At 67.9% G+C, this 19,205-nt stretch carries 14 protein-coding genes; 10 read left to right on the forward strand and 4 right to left on the reverse strand.

What is annotated here, in order from left to right; translation table 11 throughout:
- The first annotated feature begins 66 nt into the window (after positions 1-66).
- On the forward strand, positions 67-1,902 hold the full coding sequence (locus tag ADBZ5N_RS00990) for an acyl-CoA dehydrogenase C-terminal domain-containing protein (protein WP_526255615.1): 1,836 nt from the start codon (positions 67-69) through the stop codon (positions 1,900-1,902).
- A 274-nt stretch (positions 1,903-2,176) separates the two neighbouring features.
- Complete coding sequence (locus tag ADBZ5N_RS00995; protein WP_526255631.1) at positions 2,177-3,385, forward strand: alpha/beta hydrolase family protein; 1,209 nt, start codon at positions 2,177-2,179, stop codon at positions 3,383-3,385.
- A 145-nt stretch (positions 3,386-3,530) separates the two neighbouring features.
- On the opposite strand, the gene ADBZ5N_RS01000 is transcribed toward ADBZ5N_RS00995, so the two are convergent.
- Positions 3,531-4,856, reverse strand: coding sequence for an acetyl-CoA C-acetyltransferase (locus ADBZ5N_RS01000; RefSeq protein ID WP_526255616.1), 1,326 nt, complete (start codon positions 4,854-4,856; stop codon positions 3,531-3,533).
- Positions 4,857-5,000: 144 nt separating this feature from the next.
- Between ADBZ5N_RS01000 and ADBZ5N_RS01005 the strand changes: the two genes are divergently transcribed.
- On the forward strand, positions 5,001-6,362 hold the full coding sequence (locus tag ADBZ5N_RS01005; RefSeq protein WP_526255617.1) for a 3-oxoacyl-ACP reductase: 1,362 nt from the start codon (positions 5,001-5,003) through the stop codon (positions 6,360-6,362).
- Entirely contained in the window at positions 6,362-7,216 is an 855-nt protein-coding gene (locus ADBZ5N_RS01010; RefSeq protein ID WP_526255632.1) for a MaoC/PaaZ C-terminal domain-containing protein, read from the forward strand. The genes ADBZ5N_RS01005 and ADBZ5N_RS01010 overlap by 1 nt, the downstream gene beginning before the upstream one ends.
- An 11-nt stretch (positions 7,217-7,227) precedes the next feature.
- On the opposite strand, the gene ADBZ5N_RS01015 is transcribed toward ADBZ5N_RS01010, so the two are convergent.
- The gene (locus ADBZ5N_RS01015) at positions 7,228-7,860 is read right to left on the reverse strand and encodes a TetR/AcrR family transcriptional regulator (protein WP_526255618.1); all 633 of its coding nucleotides are present in this window, start codon (positions 7,858-7,860) and stop codon (positions 7,228-7,230) included.
- A 26-nt stretch (positions 7,861-7,886) separates the two neighbouring features.
- Complete coding sequence (locus ADBZ5N_RS01020; protein WP_526255619.1) at positions 7,887-9,098, reverse strand: glycoside hydrolase family 3 N-terminal domain-containing protein; 1,212 nt, start codon at positions 9,096-9,098, stop codon at positions 7,887-7,889.
- A gap of 141 nt (positions 9,099-9,239) precedes the next feature.
- On the opposite strand from ADBZ5N_RS01020, the gene ADBZ5N_RS01025 reads away from it, so the two are divergent.
- The 4 genes from ADBZ5N_RS01025 to ADBZ5N_RS01040 are packed head-to-tail and all read left to right on the forward strand — an operon-like array spanning position 9,240 to position 16,196.
- A complete protein-coding gene (locus ADBZ5N_RS01025; protein WP_526255620.1) occupies positions 9,240-9,413 on the forward strand; it encodes a DUF2613 family protein in 174 nt (57 codons plus the stop codon).
- 46 nt (positions 9,414-9,459) lie between these two features.
- Positions 9,460-13,689, forward strand: coding sequence for an alpha-(1->3)-arabinofuranosyltransferase domain-containing protein (locus ADBZ5N_RS01030; protein ID WP_526255633.1), 4,230 nt, complete (start codon positions 9,460-9,462; stop codon positions 13,687-13,689).
- A gap of 10 nt (positions 13,690-13,699) precedes the next feature.
- A complete protein-coding gene (locus ADBZ5N_RS01035) occupies positions 13,700-14,674 on the forward strand; it encodes a phosphotriesterase family protein (protein ID WP_526255621.1) in 975 nt (324 codons plus the stop codon).
- Position 14,675: 1 nt separating this feature from the next.
- A complete protein-coding gene (locus ADBZ5N_RS01040) occupies positions 14,676-16,196 on the forward strand; it encodes an AMP-binding protein (RefSeq protein WP_526255622.1) in 1,521 nt (506 codons plus the stop codon).
- On the opposite strand, the gene ADBZ5N_RS01045 is transcribed toward ADBZ5N_RS01040, so the two are convergent.
- Positions 16,162-17,352: an acyltransferase family protein gene (locus tag ADBZ5N_RS01045; protein WP_526255623.1), complete on the reverse strand. Its 1,191-nt coding sequence runs from the start codon at positions 17,350-17,352 to the stop codon at positions 16,162-16,164. The genes ADBZ5N_RS01040 and ADBZ5N_RS01045 overlap by 35 nt on opposite strands.
- Before the next feature lie 178 nt (positions 17,353-17,530).
- Between ADBZ5N_RS01045 and pgfA the strand changes: the two genes are divergently transcribed.
- Both pgfA and ADBZ5N_RS01055 read left to right on the forward strand, forming a co-directional pair.
- Positions 17,531-18,736, forward strand: a complete 1,206-nt coding sequence (pgfA, locus tag ADBZ5N_RS01050; protein WP_526255624.1) for a cell envelope lipid trafficking protein PgfA — start codon at positions 17,531-17,533, stop codon at positions 18,734-18,736.
- The coding region (locus ADBZ5N_RS01055) for an MmpA family trehalose lipid delivery protein (RefSeq protein WP_526255625.1) at positions 18,733-19,205 on the forward strand (473 nt) is incomplete at its 3' end. The genes pgfA and ADBZ5N_RS01055, both read left to right, overlap by 4 nt.

Genomic DNA, 19,205 nt, shown 5'->3' on the forward strand with positions numbered 1-19,205 from the left:
TGTTACTGGTGGGTAACTTGTATCGAGTACCCAACCCCTGTGTGGCGTTCTCACCGAGGAGGAATCGTGGGCCACTACAAGAGCAACGTTCGCGACCAGGTCTTCAACCTGTTCGAGGTTTTCGAGGTCGACAAGGCCCTCGGCGAGGGTCAGTTCGCCGACCTCGACGCTGACACCGCCACCGAGATGCTCGGCGAGATGGCCCGACTCGCAGAAGGCCCGCTTGCCGACTCCTTCGTCGAGGGTGACCGCAACCCGCCGGTGTTCCACCCCGACACCCACACGGTGACACTGCCGGAGAGCTTCAAGAAGTCTGTCCACGCCTTCATCGAGGGCGGCTGGGACAAAGTGGGACTGGTCGAGGAACTCGGCGGCATGCCCGCCCCCAAGGCTCTGCTGTGGGCACTGCATGAGCACGTCCTGGGCGCGAACCCCGCGGTGTGGATGTACGCCGGCGGTGCCGGTTTCGCCCAGATCTTCCATCACCTCGGCACCGAGGAGCAGAAGAAGTGGGCTGTGCTGGCAGCCGAACGCGGCTGGGGAGCGACCATGGTGCTCACCGAACCGGACGCCGGTTCCGACGTCGGTGCCGGCCGCACCAAGGCGGTCAAGCAGGAGGACGGTTCCTGGCACATCGAGGGTGTGAAGCGGTTCATCACCTCCGCCGACTCCGACGACCTGTTCGAGAACATCCTGCACCTGGTCCTGGCGCGCCCCGAGGGTGCCGGCCCGGGCACCAAGGGCCTGTCGCTGTTCTTCGTTCCCAAGTTCCTCTTCGATCCCGAGACGGGCGAGCCCGGCGAACGTAACGGCGCTTTCGTGACCAACGTCGAGCACAAGATGGGTCTGAAGGTGTCGGCCACCTGCGAGCTGACCTTCGGCCAGCACGGCATTCCGGCCAAGGGCTGGCTCGTCGGTGAGGTTCACGAGGGCATTGCCCAGATGTTCGACGTCATCGAGCAGGCCCGGATGATGGTGGGCACCAAGGCGATCGCCACGCTGTCCACCGGCTACCTCAATGCGTTGGAGTACGCCAAGGAGAGGGTCCAGGGCGCCGACCTGACCCAGATGATGGACAAGACCGCTCCGCGGGTGACCATCACCCACCATCCGGACGTGCGCCGCAGCCTGATGACTCAGAAGGCCTACGCCGAGGGGATGCGGGCGCTGTACCTGTTCACCGCGACCTATCAGGATCCCGAGGTCGCCCAGGCGGTCAACGGCGTCGACGCCGAACTGGCGATGAAGGTCAACGACCTGCTGCTGCCGATCGTCAAGGGCTGCGGTTCGGAGCAGGCTTACGAAAAGCTCACCGAGAGTCTGCAAACCCTGGGCGGTTCGGGCTTCCTGCAGGACTACCCGATCGAGCAGTACATTCGCGACGCCAAGATCGACTCGCTGTACGAGGGCACCACCGCCATCCAGTCCCAGGACTTCTTCTTCCGGAAGATCATCCGGGACAAGGGTGTGGCGCTGGCCCATGTCGCCGGGCAGATCGAGGAGTTCGTCAAGAATGAGTCCGGTAACGGCCGGCTCAAGACCGAGAGGGCTCTGCTCAAGACGGCGCTGGAGGATGTCCAGGGCATGGCGGCCGCGTTGACCGGCTACCTGATGGCCGCGCAGGAGGATCCGAAGAGCATCTACAAGGTCGGCTTAGGTTCGGTGCGCTTCCTGATGAGCGTCGGTGACCTGGTGATGGGCTGGCTGTTGCTTCGCCAGTCGGCGGTGGCCATGGCCGCCCTGGATGCCGGCGCGGCGGGCGCCGATCGGTCCTTCTACGAGGGCAAGATTGCCGCAGCGTCGTTCTTCGCGAAGAACTTCCTCCCGTTGCTCAGCGGTACCCGCCAGGTGGTGGAGGCGCTGGACAACGAGGTCATGGAGCTCGACGAAGCCGCTTTCTGAGTCACACCGACGCGTTACACCGACGCGTTACACCGATGACGGCCCCGGGATCGCTGATTCCGGGGCCGTCGCCGTTACACAGGCCGACAGCTGGATCCGCTGCGGCGGCAGACAACGAAGTGGCAGCCACCGCCAACCGTCCTGACCTGCCAAAATCTGTGGGCCTACGGCCCTTCCGTTACGCCACGGATTTGCTACCGTCGGGGCCGTGTCTGCTCCGCAGAGCAAGTCTGACAACGGCAAGCCACCGGCCGGTCGCAACCCGCTCACTGACATCGTCGGCCCCTTCACCGGGTCCTTCGTAAAGGCGGGCGGTTTCTACGCGCGGTCATGGAGTGCCTATCTCGGCGGCACTCAGGGCGATCTTCCCAAAGCACGGCCAACGCTGTCCCTGGCTACTCACGCACTGCGCGACGAACTGGTACTCGTCGGCCTGCTGTGGCGACGCCCGTTGAGCGACCCGGCCGCCTACGAGGAAATCAACCGCGAGGTTCACGACGCGGTCGAGTTCTACTCCGACGGTGGCTGGTTGGACAAGCCGCAGAGCTATTTCACCGCTCCGCCGGCACCGTCGGACGTGTCGATCCGATCATTCACCACCCGCGGTCGGACCCACGAACGGATCACCTTCGACAGCGGCTATGAACCGCACCCCGGCGAACCTGGGGCGCAGCGCTGGATGAGCTACCCCGGCAACCGCCGCGATTACGCGCTGATGCTGCGGCACCGCGATGAGGAACCCGGACAACCGCGGCCATGGCTGGTATGTGTGCACGGCACCGAAATGGGTCGCGCCGCACTCGATTTGACCCTGTTCCGGGCCTGGCACCTGCACGAGGACTTCGGCCTCAACGTCATCCTGCCGGTACTGCCGATGCACGGACCGCGGGCCAGGGGCCTTCCTAAGGGAGCGGTATTCCCCGGCGAGAACGTCATGGACGACATACACGGCACTGCCCAGGCAGTCTGGGATGTGCGCCGGCTGATCGCCTGGATCCGATCCGAGCACCCGGGCGCTCGAGTCGGCCTCAACAGCATCTCGCTGGGCGGTTACATCGCGGCACTGGTGGCCAGCCTCGACGATGATCTGACGTGCGCCATTCTCGGGGTACCGCCGTCCAATCTGGTCGAATTACTCGGCCGGCATTCGGGCCTGCCGAAGAGTGACCCACGCCGGCGGACAATCGAATTGGCCAAACCGATCGGCCAGATGGTTTCACCCCTGTCGATGGAGCCGAAGGTGCCGCCGCAGGGCCGGTTCATCTACGCCGGGGTGGCCGACCGTATCGTTCATCCCCGTCAGCAGGTCATCCAGTTATGGGAGCACTGGGGCCGACCGGATATCGGCTGGTACCGCGGCGGTCACACCGGGTTCTTCCAGGCTCGGCCCGTACAGCAGTACATCGAGGCCGCCCTCGTGCAGTCCGGCCTGGTCGACAGCCCGCCCGACGGTGGCCCGCGGCACCCCGAAACCAAGAAGTGACCGGCGCTGGAATCCCCTCCGCTCCAGCGACGGCCACCCTCTGGCCCACAAAGGATGCCCTGCACCACCGCCGGGTCGGGGGATCAGACGGTGATGCAGACCACCAAGAACTCGGTTACCCGGATTTCAGCATGACCAAACCTCGTCATGCTTCCAGGATTGCCGTGACACCCTGTCCGCCGGCAGCGCAGATGGAGATCAGCCCCCGGACAGTTCTGGACGTCCCGGAGGGGAGTTCGGCCTTCTTCTCGGCAAGCTGCTTGGCCAGTTGGGCGACGATCCGGCCACCGGTGGCCGCGAAGGGGTGGCCGGCTGCCAGCGAGGACCCATTGACGTTGAGCTTGCTTCGATCGATCCCACCGAGTGCTGCGTTCAACCCGAGGCGTTCCTTGCAGTACTCCTCAGACTCCCAGGCCTGCAGATGGCACAGCACCACTGAGGCGAACGCCTCGTGGATTTCGTAGAAATCGAAGTCCTGCAGGCTCAATCCGTTGCGGGCCAACAGCCTTGGTACCGCGTAGGTGGGAGCCATCAGCAGCCCGTCATCGCCGTTGACATAGTCCACCGCGGCGGTTTCGGCGTCGACGAAGTAAGCCAGCGGATTCAGCGCATGCGCGCGCGCCCACTCCTCGCTGGCGAACAGCACCGCCGAGGCGCCGTCGGTCAGCGGCGTCGAGTTCCCGGCCGTCATGGTGGCATCACCGGCCTTCACACCGAATACCGGTCGCAGCGCGGCCAGCTTCTCGGCCGAGGAGTCCGCCCGCAGGTTGTTGTCGCGATACAGGCCGAGGAAACCGGTGACCAGGTCATCGAAGAAACCCCGGTCGTAGGCGGCAGCCATGTTGCGGTGACTGGCCGCCGCCAACTGGTCCTGATCGATACGCTTGATACCCATCCTTTTGGCCGTGACGGCAGCATGTTCGCCCATTGACAAGCCGGTGCGAGGCTCACCGTTGGTGGGGATCTCCAGGCCCACCGCGGCCGGCAACCGGCCGACGAGTTTAATCCGCTCCGCGGTGGACTTCGACCGCCGCAGTCCCAACAGGGACCTGCGCAGGGTGTCGCCCAATCCGATTGGCGCGTCGGAGGTGGTGTCCACCCCGCCGGCGGCGGCGACCTCGTAACGCCGGGCGGCGATTCCGTCGGCCGCGGCGATCGCGGCCTGCAGACCGGTCCCGCAGGCCTGCTGAAGATCGAATGCCGGGGTGTAGGGCGACAGAGCGGTCCCCAGGACGCATTCGCGCATCAGATTGAAGTCACGGCTGTGTTTGAGGACGGCTCCACCGATGACCGCCCCCAGCCGCTCACCGGCAAGACCGAACCGGTCCACCAGGCCGGTCAGCGCCTCGGTGAACATGTCCTGATTCGATGCCTCGGCGTAGGCGCCGTCCGCCCGCGCGAACGGGATACGGTTGCCGCCGAGGATGGCAACCCGGCGCCGGCCGGGTTCATCTCGGGTGGGATCGGCCACGTCAAACCTCCGCTGCTCGGGGCGCGAAACTGGGTACCGCACCCATACTACGCGCCGTTCTTACTCTGGAGTAAGTTCGTACCGAGGCGTTCCCGCTACCCGGGATCGGCAAACGCCAGAGGCACTCCCCGAAAGGTGGTCGACGTGGCTTCCGACCTTCTCTCCCAGGTCATCAACTCCACACCGGGTTCCTTCCTGGCCAGACAACTCGGCGTCCCGGCCCCCGAGACGCTGCGCCGCTACCGGCCCGGGGATCCGCCGCTGGCCGGATCTCTGCTGATCGGCGGTGCCGGCAGGTTGGCCGAACCGGTGCGGGCGGCTCTGGCCGACGACTACGACATCGTCGGCAACAACCTCGGCGGCCGGTGGGCGGACACCTTCGGCGGCCTGGTGTTCGATGCCACCGGGATCACCGAACCGGCCGCCCTCCGCGGTCTGCACGAGTTCTTCACTCCCCTGCTGCGCAACCTCGGCCCTTGCGCGCGGGTGGTGGTCCTGGGCAGTACCCCCGAGGAGGTGAGCGACACCTCCGGGCGCATCTGTCAACGGGCACTCGAGGGCTTCACCCGTTCGCTGGGTAAGGAACTGCGCCGCGGAGCCACCGTGGCACTGGTCTACGTCTCCCCGGACGCCAAGCCGGCGGCGACCGGGTGTGAGTCCACCCTGCGGTTCCTCCTCTCGGCCAAATCGGCCTACGTCGACGGGCAGGTGTTCGGAGTCGGTGCCGCCGACTCACACCGGCCCGCAGACTGGAACAAGCCACTGGCCGGCAAGGTGGGCATCGTCACCGGCGCGGCCCGCGGGATCGGCGCCACCATCGCGGAGGTCTTCGCGCGTGACGGTGCCCGGGTGCTTGCCATCGACATCGATGCTTCGGCGGACGCCCTCAAGCAGACCGCCGACCGGGTCGGCGGAACCGCTCTACCCCTGGACGTCACCGCCGAGGATGCCGTCGACCGCATCGCGGCCCACCTTCGACAGCATTACTCCGACGTCGGGGGCCGGGCCGACATCCTGGTCAACAACGCCGGGATCACCCGCGACAAACTGCTCGCCAACATGGACGACGCCCGATGGGACGCTGTGGTGGCAGTGAATCTCATTGCGCCACTGCGCCTCACCGAGGGCCTGGTCGCCAACGGCAGTATCGGAGAGGGAGGACGGGTGATCGGCCTGTCCTCGATGGCGGGTATCGCCGGCAACCGCGGTCAGACCAACTATGCGACCACCAAGGCCGGGATGATCGGTGTCACCGAGGCGTTGGCGCCACGCCTGGCTGAAAGGGGCATCACGATCAACGCGGTCGCCCCGGGGTTCATCGAGACCGCGATGACTGCGGCGATCCCCCTGGCCACCCGGGAGGTGGGCCGTCGACTCAACTCGCTCTACCAGGGCGGTGAACCGGTCGACGTCGCCGAAACCATCGCCTATTTCGCCAGTCCGGCCTCCAACGCAGTCACCGGCAATGTGGTCCGGGTGTGCGGACAAGCCATGCTGGGGGCGTGATGCCGATCATCGATCCGGGTTCCGGGTTGTTGACCATGGCACGCGCCGCAGTGGGCGCATTGCCTTTCGTGCCTCGCGGGGACCGCCTCCCCGACCGGGTCGCCGACGTTGACGACCTGCAGATCGAGCGCGCCAACGTCGCCGCCTACGCCGCTAGCACCGGCCTGCGCTACGGTGCCTACGTTCCGCTGACGTATCCCTTCGTGCTGACGTTCCCGTCGGTGATGTCGCTGCTCACCGGTTTGGACTTCCCGTTTCCGGCGCTTGGTGCGGTGCACGTGGAAAACCACATCACCGCCTACCGGCCCATCGCGGTGACCGACAGTCTGCAGGTGAAGGTGCACGCCGAGAATCTGCGTGAACACCGCAAGGGTCTGCTCGCCGACCTCGTCAGTGAGGTCGCCGTCGGCAACGAACCGGCCTGGCATCAGGTCGCCACATTCCTGCATCAACAGCGCACCAGCCTGTCCGACGAGCCCAAACCCGCGCCGGCACCGCAGCCGCGGAAACTTGGCGCCCCCAACGGGGTCCTGCGTGTCACCGCCGGGCAGATCCGTCGCTACGCTGCGGTCAGCGGGGACCGCAATCCCATTCACACCAGCGCGGTGGGCGCCAGATTATTCGGTTTCCCAAGAGCGATCGCGCACGGGATGTTCAGCGCGGCGGCGGTTTTGGCCAATATCGAGGGGCAGCTGCCCGAATCCGTGCGGTATTCGGTGAAGTTCGGCAAACCGGTGGTTCTGCCGGCCAACCCCGGACTGTATGTCGACCGGGTCACCGGCGGCTGGGATATCGCACTGCGCAATGTGGCCAAGGGATATCCGCACCTGACCGCGACGGTTCGCGCGCTCTAACCGGCGGGCCGTCAGTGCGCCGGCACCGAATCCTTCTCCGCCGGTGCCCCTTTGAGTCCCCGCCAGAACAGATTGATCAGCAGTTCGGCGGCCTCGTCGACGTCGGCGTCACCGACGCTGACCCGCGCCGCCACCGCCTCACCAGCCCCCACCAAGGCGACGGCGGTCATATGGAAGTCGCTGCGGGGGTCGGGATTACGGGTACCGGACTCCAACAGCCGGGCCACCAGGTCGATGATCTTCTCGCGGCCCTCCCGCACCGTGTGCGCATAGGCCTGGGAACTGGTCGCCTGGGTGTAGAGGACGATCCAGGACGCGCGGTTGGCGTCGATGTAGTGCAGCACCGACCCGATGGTGCTGCGCAGCAACTCCCGCGCGGTCTGCTTGAGGGCCCCGTTGGCGTCCACATCGGAGCGCACCGCGTCGATGAAGCGGCCCAACTCCCGGTTCAGGCAGGCGCCGAACAGTTCCTCCTTGGAGCCGTAGTACAAATACAGCATCGGCTTGGAGATCTGCGCCTGAGCGGCGATGGCGTCCATCGAGGTCTCGTGGTAGCCATTGGCGGAGAACATCTGCACGGCGGCATCCAGCATCTGCTGCTCGCGCACCGCGCGCGGCAACCGCTTGGTTCCACCGGCAGCCATTCCAGGGAGCTTTCGGGCCGACCGGGCTACCCGCCGCAGCGCGCGCTGGGACCCTTGATCCCGGCCATCCGCAGCACCGAACCCTCCACGGCCGGCAGCGCCAACTCACCGGCCGTGACCGCGCTCTCCAGCCGGTCCAGCACCCCGGGCACCTCGTCGGTGGTGATCCACAGCGCGACGTCGTTGCCGGCCTGCAGCGCGCGCAGCACCGCCTCGGCCACTCCGTAGCGCGAGTTGATGGCGGCCATGCTGGACAGGTCGTCGGTGAAGATCGGCCCGTTGAAGCCCGGTCCGCCGTAGCCGCCGCTGCGCAGCAGATTGACCGCGGCCGCACTCAAGCTGGCTGGGGTGTTCCCGGTCAGGCCGGGCACCTCGAGGTGGCCGAGCATCACCCCGACCGGGCCCTGGGTGGTCAGCGTCTGGTAGGGCACCAGATCGCGGCTCATCAGTTCATCCAGCGGCGGTGTGCTCACCACACCCGCGGTGTGCGAGTCACCGGAGCCCTGACCGTGGCCCGGGAAGTGTTTGAGCACCGGCATCACACCGGCGTCGCGCAGGCCGCGGGCGAACGCCCCGGCGTAGGCGGTGACGGTTGCCGGGTCAGCCGAGAAACTCCGATCGCCGATGACGGTGTTGTCGGCCTGATCGGAGACGTCCACGACGGGCGCGAAGTCGATGGTGATACCCATGCCGCGCATCTGCCGGCCCCGGGTCAGGCCGAGCTGATAGACCTCCTCAGGGGTGCTGGTCTGCGCCAGGGTGCGGGCCGGGGGAATCGCCCCGATGATCGAGGACAGCCGCGAAACCCGGCCGCCCTCCTCATCGACGCTGACCGCCACTGGCAGCGGACCCAGGTTCGATATCTCGTTGATGGTGCCGTCACTGAGCATCGACAGGTCGGTCCAACTACCGATCATGATGCCGCCGACGTGATGGGTGCCCACCACCGCGCGGGCATCGTCGGCGTTGCGGACGCCGACCATGAGAGTCTGGGCCAGTTTGTCGCGGGTGGACATCGCCGCCAGCATCGCCGCGCCGTCCCCGCATGCCGGGGGCGCGGGCGCAGCCGGCGGCGACAGCGGGCCGGACAGCGGCGTCACGCTGGCCGATTCGGCGGCGGTGACCTCAGCAGATGACGGCGCGGCAGCGCGCTCTGCGGGTGCCGAGCAGGCCGCCAAAACCATCGGCACGGCCGCGCACGCCGCCACGGTACGAAGCGAAAGCAGACTAGTGAGCATCCGAACATGCTGTCATGACCTCGGCTTGAGTCAAACCGAGGTGGCTTCGGCGGGCTCCTCTCATGCTAGGTTCACCGGCAGGGTTTCCTCGCATGACATGCCCTCGACCAGCCCATCATCAACAGCCAAGGAGAGCCGACGATGACCCGGTTCGTGGTGCCCGCCGCCGCCAGCGTTGTGGTCGGCTTGCTGCTCGGCGCCGCCTCGGTGTTCGGAGCCACCCTGATGATCCAGCAGGACACCAAACCGGCCCTGCAGCCAGGTGATCCGGCGTCGTCGGTCCTCAATCGCGTCGAGTACGGCAACCGCGGCTAGCCTGAGCATCCTGATCACGGAGGAACCCGCCGCCGACCGTTCTCCGCTGTCCCGGCGCTGGCTGGCCGCGGTGTTCGCGGCCGCGCTGCTGCTGTGTTTTCTCCAGGCACCGGGTCTGATCGCCCCGGACACCAAACTCGACCTCACCGCCAACCCATTGCGATTCCTGGAGCGGGCAGCCAATCTGTGGAACAGCGACCTGCCGTTCGGCCAGGCCCAGAACCAGGCCTACGGATACCTCTTCCCGCACGGCGCCTTCTTTCTGCTCGGCGACACCGTGGGTTTGCCCGGATGGGTGATCCAGCGACTGTGGTGGGCGCTGCTGCTCACCGCCGGCTTCTGGGGGCTCATGCGGGTCGCCGAGACGCTGGGCATCGGCACCCGCACTTCGCGGTTGGTGGCGGCGGCCGCCTTCGCGCTCTCACCGCGGGTGCTGACCACCCTCGGGTCGATCTCCTCGGAAACCCTGCCGATGATGCTGGCGCCGTGGGTTTTGCTGCCGGTGATTCACGCCCTGCGCGGCGACACGGGGACCGCGCTGCGGGTATACGCCGGCCGGGCCGGGATCGCGCTGGCGCTGATGGGGGCGGTCAATGCGGTGGCCAGCCTGGCGGGTTGCCTGCCCGCGCTGATCTGGTGGGCCTGCCATCGGCCCAACCGGTTGTGGTTGCGTTTCACCGCCTGGTGCGCACTGGCGACCGCGCTGGCGGTCACCTGGTGGGTGGTTGCGCTGGTGCTGCTCGGCCGGATCAGCCCGCCGTTTCTGGACTTCATCGAGTCCTCCGGGGTGACCACCCAGTGGACCTCGCTGACCGAGGCGCTGCGCGGGACCTCGGCCTGGACTCCGTTCGTCGCCCCCAACGCCACCGCGGCGGCGTCATTGGTCACCCAACCGGTCGCGGTGCTGGCAACCGTGCTGGTCGCCGCCGGTGGTCTGGCTGGGCTGGCGCTGCGGTCGATGCCGGCCCGCGGACGGCTGGTCACCATGCTGCTGATCGGCATCGTGCTGCTGACCGCCGGATACTCCGGCGGCCTGGGCTCACCGGTGGCGCAGACGGTGCAGCACTTCCTCGACGACGCCGGTGCACCGCTGCGCAACGTCCACAAGCTCGAACCGGTGATCCGCATCCCTATCGTCCTGGGGGTGGCCCACCTGCTGGGGCGAATCCCGTTGCCTGGCAGCGCCCCCCGGCCGGTGTGGATCCGGGCCGTCTCCCATCCCGAGGACGATAAGCGGATCGCGGCCGGCATCGTGGTGCTCACTGCACTGGTGGTGGCCACGTCACTGGCCTGGTCGGGCAGGCTCACTCCGCCCGGTGCCTTTCGCGCAATCCCGGACTACTGGCATCAGGCGGCCGACTGGCTGACCGCCAACAACACCGGTGAGCCGACCCCGGGCAGGGTGCTGGTGGTGCCCGGGGCCCCGTTCGCCAAGCAGATCTGGGGCAACAGCCACGACGAGCCGCTGCAGGTTCTCGGCGAATCACCCTGGGGCGTCCGCGATTCCATCCCACTGACCCCACCGCAGACCATCCGCGCGCTGGATTCGGTGCAGCGACTCTTCGCCGCCGGCAGGCCGTCGGCGGGGCTGGCCGACACCCTGCTGCGCCAGGGCATCTCCTACATCGTGCTGCGCAATGACCTGGATCCGGAAACCTCGCGCTCGGCCCGCCCCCTGCTGGTGCACCGCGCCATCGACGGGTCGCCGGGTCTACGTAAGGTCGCCGAGTTCGGCGAGAAGGTCGGGCCGGGCATCGTCGACGGCTTCATCAGCGACAGCGGTCTGCGCCCACTGTTCCCAGCGATCGAGATCTACCAGGTGACATCACAGTCGGCGACCACCAATCCGGGGGCGCCGTATCTGGTCGACGCCACGGCGATGACACGGGTGGCCGGCGGGCCGGAGTCGTTGTTACGCATCGACGCGCGACGCCGGCAACTCGGCCTGCCTGCGCTGGGGCCGATGTTGCTGACCGCCGACGCCCGCCGGGCCGGGCTGCCCGAACCTGTCAGCCGCGGCGTGATCGTCACCGACACGCCGGTGGACCGGGAAACCGACTACGGGCGCGTCGACGACCACTCCTCGGCGGTGCGGGCCGACGGTGACCGGCGCAACACCTTCAACCGGGTACCCGACTACCCCGTTCCCGGCGCCGATCCGGTCCGGGGACAGTGGACGGGCGGACGGCTCAGCGCCTCGAGCTCGTCCTCGGATGCCACCACACTGCCCAACGTTTCGCCGGCCAGCAGCCCGGTCGCCGCCGTCGACAAGGACTCGGCGACCGCATGGGTGTCCAACTCGCTGCAACCGGCCATCGGCCAGTGGCTGCAGATCGACTTCGACAAACCGGTGACCAACGCCACGCTGACCATCACCCCGAGTGCCACCGCCGTCGGCGCCCAGGTGCGCCGCATCCAGGTGTCCACCGTCAACGGAACCACCACCGCAAGTTTCGACGTGCCGGGTAAGCCGCTGATCATCGCGCTGCCCTACGGGGAGACGCCGTGGGTGCGGATCACCGCGGTAGGTACCGACGACGGGTCCTCCGGCGTCCAGTTCGGCATCACCGATCTGGCGGTGACCCAATATGACGCTTCCGGATTCGCCTACCCGGTGGACCTGCGGCACACCGTCGTCGTGCCCGCCCCGCCGGCCGGTTCGCCGGTCGCCGAATGGGACCTGGGTTCGGAACTGCTGGGGCGGGACGGATGCGCGGACTCCCCCGACGGGGTGCACTGCGCGGCGTCGATGGCGGTGGCCCCCGAGGAACCGGTCACCTTGAGCCGGACCCTGACCGTGCCGTCGCCGATCGAGGTGTCCCCGACCGTCTGGGTGCGGGCCCGGCAGGGACCCCGACTGGCCGACCTGATCGCTCAGCCCGGTACCGCGCGCGCTGGAGGCAATGCCGACCTCGTCGACGTGCAGGGCTCGTCCTACGCGGCCACTGACGGCGACGTGCGTACCTCCTGGACCGCACCGCAGGGAGTGGCCCAACATCAGGCCGCACCGACGCTGACCGTGACCCTGCCGCGCCCGGCGCAGGTGACGGCGCTGCGGATCACCCCCAGCGGATCGGCACTGCCCACCCATCCGACCCTGGTCGCCGTCGACCTCGGCGACGGCCCCCAGGTCCGCAGCCTCGGCGACGGCGAGACCACCGTGACACTGCACCCTCGGGTCACCGACACCATCCAGCTGAGCATGCTGGATTGGACCGACGTCATCGACCGCACCGCCCTGGGCTTCGACCAACTCAAACCCCCGGGCTTGGCGGAGGTCACCGCCCTGGGACCGGGCGGCGCCCCGATCGCCGATGCCGACGCCGAGGCCAACCGCACCCGACGTATCGACCTGCCATGCGGTCAGGGGCCGGTGATCGGGGTGGCCGGGCGGTTCGTGCAGACCTCGGTGTCGACGACGGTGGAGGCGCTGCTGGACGGCCGCCCGATACCGGCTACGACATGCGACCCGGCCCCGATCGCCCTGCAGACCGGCGCCCAGGAACTCCTGGTCAGCCCGGGGCCGGCGTTCATCGCCGACGGCGCGCAACTGACCGCCGCACTGGCGAAGGACCTGACTCCGGCCGCGACGTCGGCTGCGCAGGTGACCGGCTGGGGGCCGGATCGCCGCACGATCACCGTGCCGCGGGCGCCAGTCAGCCGGGTTCTGGTGGTACCCGAGAGCGTCAACCCCGGTTGGGTCGCCCATACCGACGCCGGCGCGAAGCTGACCGCGGTTGTCGTCAACGGCTGGCAGCAGGGCTGGGTGCTGCCGGCGGGAGTGCAGGGCGCGGTGACGCTGAGTTTCCCGTCCAACGGGGTCTATCGCACCGGACTCACGGTCGGCGTGGCGCTGCTTCCATTGCTTGCGGTGATGGCGCTGCTGCCGGCACGCCGGCCGGTGCGGCCCTACCCGCCGGCCACACCGTTGCGCCCGGGGTGGCTGGGGGTGGCCGGCCTGCTGGCGGCGGGCACGGTGATCGCCGGAGTGGGCGGGCTGGTCGTGTTCGGGGCTGCGCTGGTGCTCGGTTCCCTGCTGCATCGGCGTCAGCCGGCCTGGGACCGGCTGACGCTGGCGGTGGTCCCGGCCGGATTGATCCTCGCCGGGGCGCTGCTATCGCGGTATCCCTGGCGCTCGGTCGACGGGTACATCGGGCATTCGGCGTGGGTGCAGGTGTTCGCGCTGATCGGTCTTGCCGCCTTGGCGGCCTCGCTGCTGCCGATGCCGAGACGTCCCGTCGACGACCCGGGTTCCGGGGCGGCGCCTGCGCCGTAAGGTCGCTGCTATGAGCGTGGAAACCGTCCGCGGCCAGATTTCCCCTGCGGCTCTGGGCGTGACGCTGATGCATGAGCACGTCTTCGTGCTGTCCCCGGAGATCATGGCGAACTTTCCGCAAGGCTGGGGCGACGAGCAGGCCCGCGAGCAGGACGCCGTCGACAAGCTCAACGCCCTCAAACAAGCCGGGGTGGACACCATCGTCGATCCCACCGTGATAGGCCTGGGCCGCTACATCCCGCGGATCCAACGGGTGGCCGCCCAAACCGAACTGAACATCGTGGTGGCCACCGGCGTGTACACCTACAACGACGTGCCGATGTACTTTCACTTCAACGGTCCGGGCACCGCGCTGGACGGTCCGGAACCCATGGTCGACATGTTCGTCCGCGATATCACCGAGGGTATCGCCGACACTGGGGTCAAAGCCGCAATCCTCAAGTGCGCCACCGACGAACCGGGCCTCACCGCCGGCGTGGAGCGCGTCCTGCGGGCGGTCGCCCGCGCCCACCACGCCACCGGTGTGCCGATCACCACCCACACCCACGCGCACACCAAACGTGGTCTGGATCAGCAGCGGATTTTCGCCGACGAAGGCGTGGACCTGGGCAGGGTGATCATCGGACACAGCGGCGACACCACCGACCTGGACTATCTGGAGGAGATGATCGCCGCGGGCTCCTACCTCGGGATGGACCGGTTCGGCCTGGATAACATCCTGTCCTTCGACGACCGGGTGGATACCGTGGTGACGATGTGCCAGCGTGGCTACGCCAACCGGATGGTGCTGGCCCACGACGCCTCGTGCCACATCGACTGGCTGCCGGAAGCGGCCTTGCCCGTCGTCCTGCCCAACTGGCATTACCTGCACATCCACCACGATGTGCTGCCCGCACTGCGGCAGCGTGGCGTCACCGAGGAGCAGATCACCGCGATGCTGGTGGATAACCCGCGCGCCATCTTCAGCAACACCGGCGCCTCCTGACATGACCCCGGAGGATGTCCCGCCGATCGGGACACAGGTCAGCCGGCTGGCCGCCGAGCATCCGGACACTCCCGCGGTCACCCACGACGGGCGCACCCTCACCCGCGGTCAGTTGGACTCCATCACCAACCGGCTGGCCCGCGCCTATGCCGAACGCGGTGTGCGCCAGGGCGATTACGTGACCATCGCGCTACCCAACTCCATTGAGTGGGTGCAGGCGGTCGTGGCCACCTGGAAGCTGGGGGCCGTCCCCCAGCCGCTGTCCGCGCGGCTGCCGGATGTCGAGTACGGCCACCTGCTCGACCTGCGGGACCGGGCTCTGCTGGTCGGCCGCCCCGACCCGCGCGGCCGGGTTGCATCGGTGCCGGGAGACTTCCAGCCCGACGACTTCTCGGATGCTTCACTGCCGGAATCGGTTTCACCATCGCTGAAGTCAATGGCCTCCGGCGGCAGCACCGGCCGGCCAAAGCTGATCGAAGCCGGCGGTGACAGCCGATTCCAGGGTGCTGCGGTGGCGTCGATGATGGGCAACCTGCCCACCGACACCCAGCTGGTCTCGGTGCCGTTAAGTCACAACACCGGATTCACCTCGGCCACCATCGCCTTGGCGACCGGGCAACATCTGGTGCTGATGAGCCGCTTCGAACCAGAGTTGTTCCTGCACCTGATCACCGAGCATCGGGTCAACTACCTGGCGACCGTGCCGACCATCATGCAGCGGCTGCTGCCGGTGTACCGCGCCGACCCGGACCGCTTCGACCTGTCGTCACTGCGCCGGTGGTGGCACCTGGCCGCACCATGCCCGCCGGCTGTCAAGCAGTCCTGGATCGACATCCTGGGCCCGGACGTGGTGTGGGAACTCTACGGCGGCACCGAACTGCAGGCACTGACCTTCATCAGCGGCACCGAGTGGCTCGAACACCGCGGTTCGGTGGGCCGGGTGGTCTCCGGGGAGATGAAGGTCCTCGACGACGACGGCAACCAGTGCCCGCCGGGGGTGGTCGGCGAGATCTATATGCGGCCCCGTCCCGGCAGTCGACCCACCTACCGCTACATCGGCAGCACCGCCACAAGCCGGCCTGACCCGACGGGATCCTGGGATTCCCTGGGCGACCTCGGCTGGTTCGATGCCGACGGTTACCTGTATCTCGCCGACCGGCGGGTCGACATGTTCACCGTCGGTGGGCGCAACGTCTACCCCGCCGAGATCGAGAACGCTCTGGCCGAACATCCCGCCGTCTTGTCCTGCCTGGTGGTAGGGGTCCCGCACGCCGACCTCGGTCAGGTACCGCACGCTCTGGTCCACAGCCGGACAACGCTGGCCGAGGCGACTGTGACGTCCTTCATCGCCGAGCGACTGGCCGAATACAAGGTGCCGCGCGGCGTCGAGTTCGTCGACACACCACTGCGCGATGACGCCGGCAAAGCACGACGCTCCGCGATCCGCGACGAGGTCATCGCGCGACTCGACGCGGCGGCGCGCGAGGCTACCGCGCGACCGCCGGCTCAGGCTGATCAGTAACCGAACTGTCCAGCGGTGGCGGCGCGGTCCTGTCCCTGGTGCTGCGCCGATATTCCCACCGCCGCAGGGCATTCCGGCACGGTGATTCGATCAGCGCGTAACTGACCGCCGCCATTGCGAAACCCAGCACCGTGGTCAGCACGAACACCACGACCAGGTCGCCGTTGAACATGAACTTGCCGATCATCGGGAACACCATCACCAGCGCGGCGAGGTGCCAGATGAACAACCCGTAGGACCACCGGCCCAGCGTCACCATCACGCGACTGCCCAGGATGCGGTGCGCACTGTCCGGCCGGTCGAGCACCAACGGAGCCAGCAGAGCCCCGGCGACGACGGCACCCATCGACGTCCGCACCACGAACTGCCCCAGCGTCGCCGGGACCAGATCCTTGGGGCCGGCCAGCGGCGACGCCGAGATCAGGTAGGCAACCAGGGCGATCCCGTAGATCATCAACGGATTACGGGCCAGGCGGTGCGGCCAGCCCACGGGGCTGACGGTCCACTCGGCCAGCAGCATCCCGGCGGCGAACCAGGACGCGTAAGCCGGTGGCCAGTTCAGGAAGTTGACCCCCTCGGCGGTGTGGATCGGCAGCAGCCCCCAGGCCAGGCTGGCCAGGGCGACCGCGGTGATCGCCGGCACCCGCGCGCGCACCGGCAACCGGTAGGCGAAGAATGCCAGCAGCGGCAGTGCCAGGTAGAAGGTCACTTCCACCGACAGGCTCCACATCTGGGTGAGCCCGGCGGTCAGTGTCAGCGGCACATAGACCTGCGTGAGCGTCAGATTGGCCAGCCATACCGTGGAACTGGCGTGGTTGGCCTCAGGCAGCAGGGTCAGGATCACCACCACCGCGACCAGATAGGCCGGCATGATCCGAACCAGCCGCGACCGTAGGTAATGGCCGGTCGGCGGGCGGTGCCGCAGCCCCCGGGCGGCGGCGGCGTGGCCACGCCAGAGCAGGAAGCCGGTCAGCGCGAAGAACACCGCGACAGCCAAATCGAAACGGTGCAGCAACCGGCCGATCACTCCGCCGGAAGTCCCGGTCTGGAAAGCCACGTGGGTCAGCACCACGCCCATCGCGGCGCAGGCCCGCATCCCCTCCACGGCGGGCAGGAAGGCGCGGGTTCCGCCGACTTGCTCGTGCTGCGCGGTCATGCTGTCAGTGTGCCTGGGGTCGCGGCCGGCGTGGGAACGCCCGACGATTGCGGGTATCACTACTTTCCCTCCGGTCGGCCGTTCGGCTTCGTTTCGACTGTTAGGGTCAATCCGATTACCGACCGGATAGAGCCGGATAGAGATAGAGCCGGATAGAGATAGAGGAGGCCTCGGCAGCGTGAACCGCGCAAGCATGTTGCGTCTCGCGGCGCTGGGCGTCATCGGTCTCGGATCAGCCCTGTTGATTGCCGCTGTGCTGCTGTCCACCTACACCTCCGGCAAGATCCGCAAGATCCCGCTCAACATCGACCAGACCCTGGTCTCCGCCGGGACCGGCACCGCCCTGGACCCGGCGTCGCTGTCAGCGGGTCCCGGCCAGCGGTTCGTCATCGACAAGAACGTCCCTCTGGTGTCCCAGCAGGCGATGACGGTGGAGACACCGGCCAACGCCGAGGTGGTGACCTTCCAGGTGGGCACCACGGTGCGGCGCAGCGACAAGCAGAAGGACAACGGACTGCTGCTGGCCATGGTCGACACCGTGACGTTGAACCGCAGCACCGCTGAGGCGGTCGCCGACGACGATCGGCCGGGCGGATCGGTGCAGAAGCCGCGGACGATTGAGGACGATAAGCCGTCGACCAACATCGCCCTGCCCCATGAGGGGCTTTCCTACCGGTTCCCGTTCAACACCGAGAAGAAGTCCTATCCCTTCTTCGACCCGATCGCGCAGAAGGCCTTCGACGCCAACTACGACGGCGAGGACGACGTCAACGGTCTGACCGCCTACCGCTTCACTCAGAACGTCGGCTACGACGCCGACGGCAAACTGGTCGAGCCGATCAAATACGCCTCGCTCTACGACAAGAACGAGGACGGCGAGGTGACCGCCCGCGCCGAACTGTGGGGCATCGAGAGCGAAGACCCCTACGAGCCGATCAAGATGACCCGCTACTACGCCGCCCAGCGGACGTTCTGGGTCGATCCGGTGACGGGGACCATCGTCAAGGCCGATGAGCGCGCCAACCACTACTACGCGCGCGATCCGCTCAAGCCGGAGGTGGCGGTCGCCGACTATAAGGTGACCTCCACCGAACAAACGGTGGAGTCTCAGATCGCGGCCGCGCGCGCTGAGCGCGACCGGGTGGCGCTCTGGTCCCGCATCCTGCCGATCACCCTGGCCGCCGCCGGTGTGGTGAGCCTGATCGGCGGGATTCTGCTCGGCCTGTTCAGCACCCGGGTGGAGGCGGCGCTGCCGGAATCCAACGAGGATGACATCAACATCGGGCTGTTCGGCCGGGACGAAACGGGCCCCATGCCCGCCGCTCAGGCCCCCACAGAGAAGATTCCCACCCGCCGACCGGAGCCCCCGCCCCCGCAGCGGTGACCGTCCCCACCCGCTGGGCACCGCCTGGGTACGCCCTGGCCCTGACCTTGGTCGTGACTGCTCCGCTGTTCGCGCCGGGCTACCTGCTGATCCGCGACGCGGTGTCGACGCCGCGGTCCTATCTCTCCGATGCGGCTCTGGGGCTCGGCGAGTCCGCTCCCCGGGCGGTGCCGCAGGACTTCGCCATCGCCGTGCTGTCCGCCGCACTCGACGGCGGGGTGGTGGTGAAGGTGCTGCTGATGGCGGCCCTGCTCCTGGCTGGTTGGGGAGCAGCTCGGCTTGCTGCTGCCCTGCTTCCGGACAGCGGACTGCCGGGTCAACTGGTTGCCGCCACGGTGGCGGTGTGGAATCCCTTCGTCGCCGAACGTCTGTTGCAGGGGCATTGGAGCCTGCTGCTGGCCTATGGGTGCCTGCCCTGGGTCGCCGCGACCGTGTTCGAGTTGCGGACCGCCGGTGGCGGCGTCGGCCG

The organism is Mycobacterium sp., assembly GCF_044370595.1.
Classification (GTDB): domain Bacteria; phylum Actinomycetota; class Actinomycetes; order Mycobacteriales; family Mycobacteriaceae; genus Mycobacterium.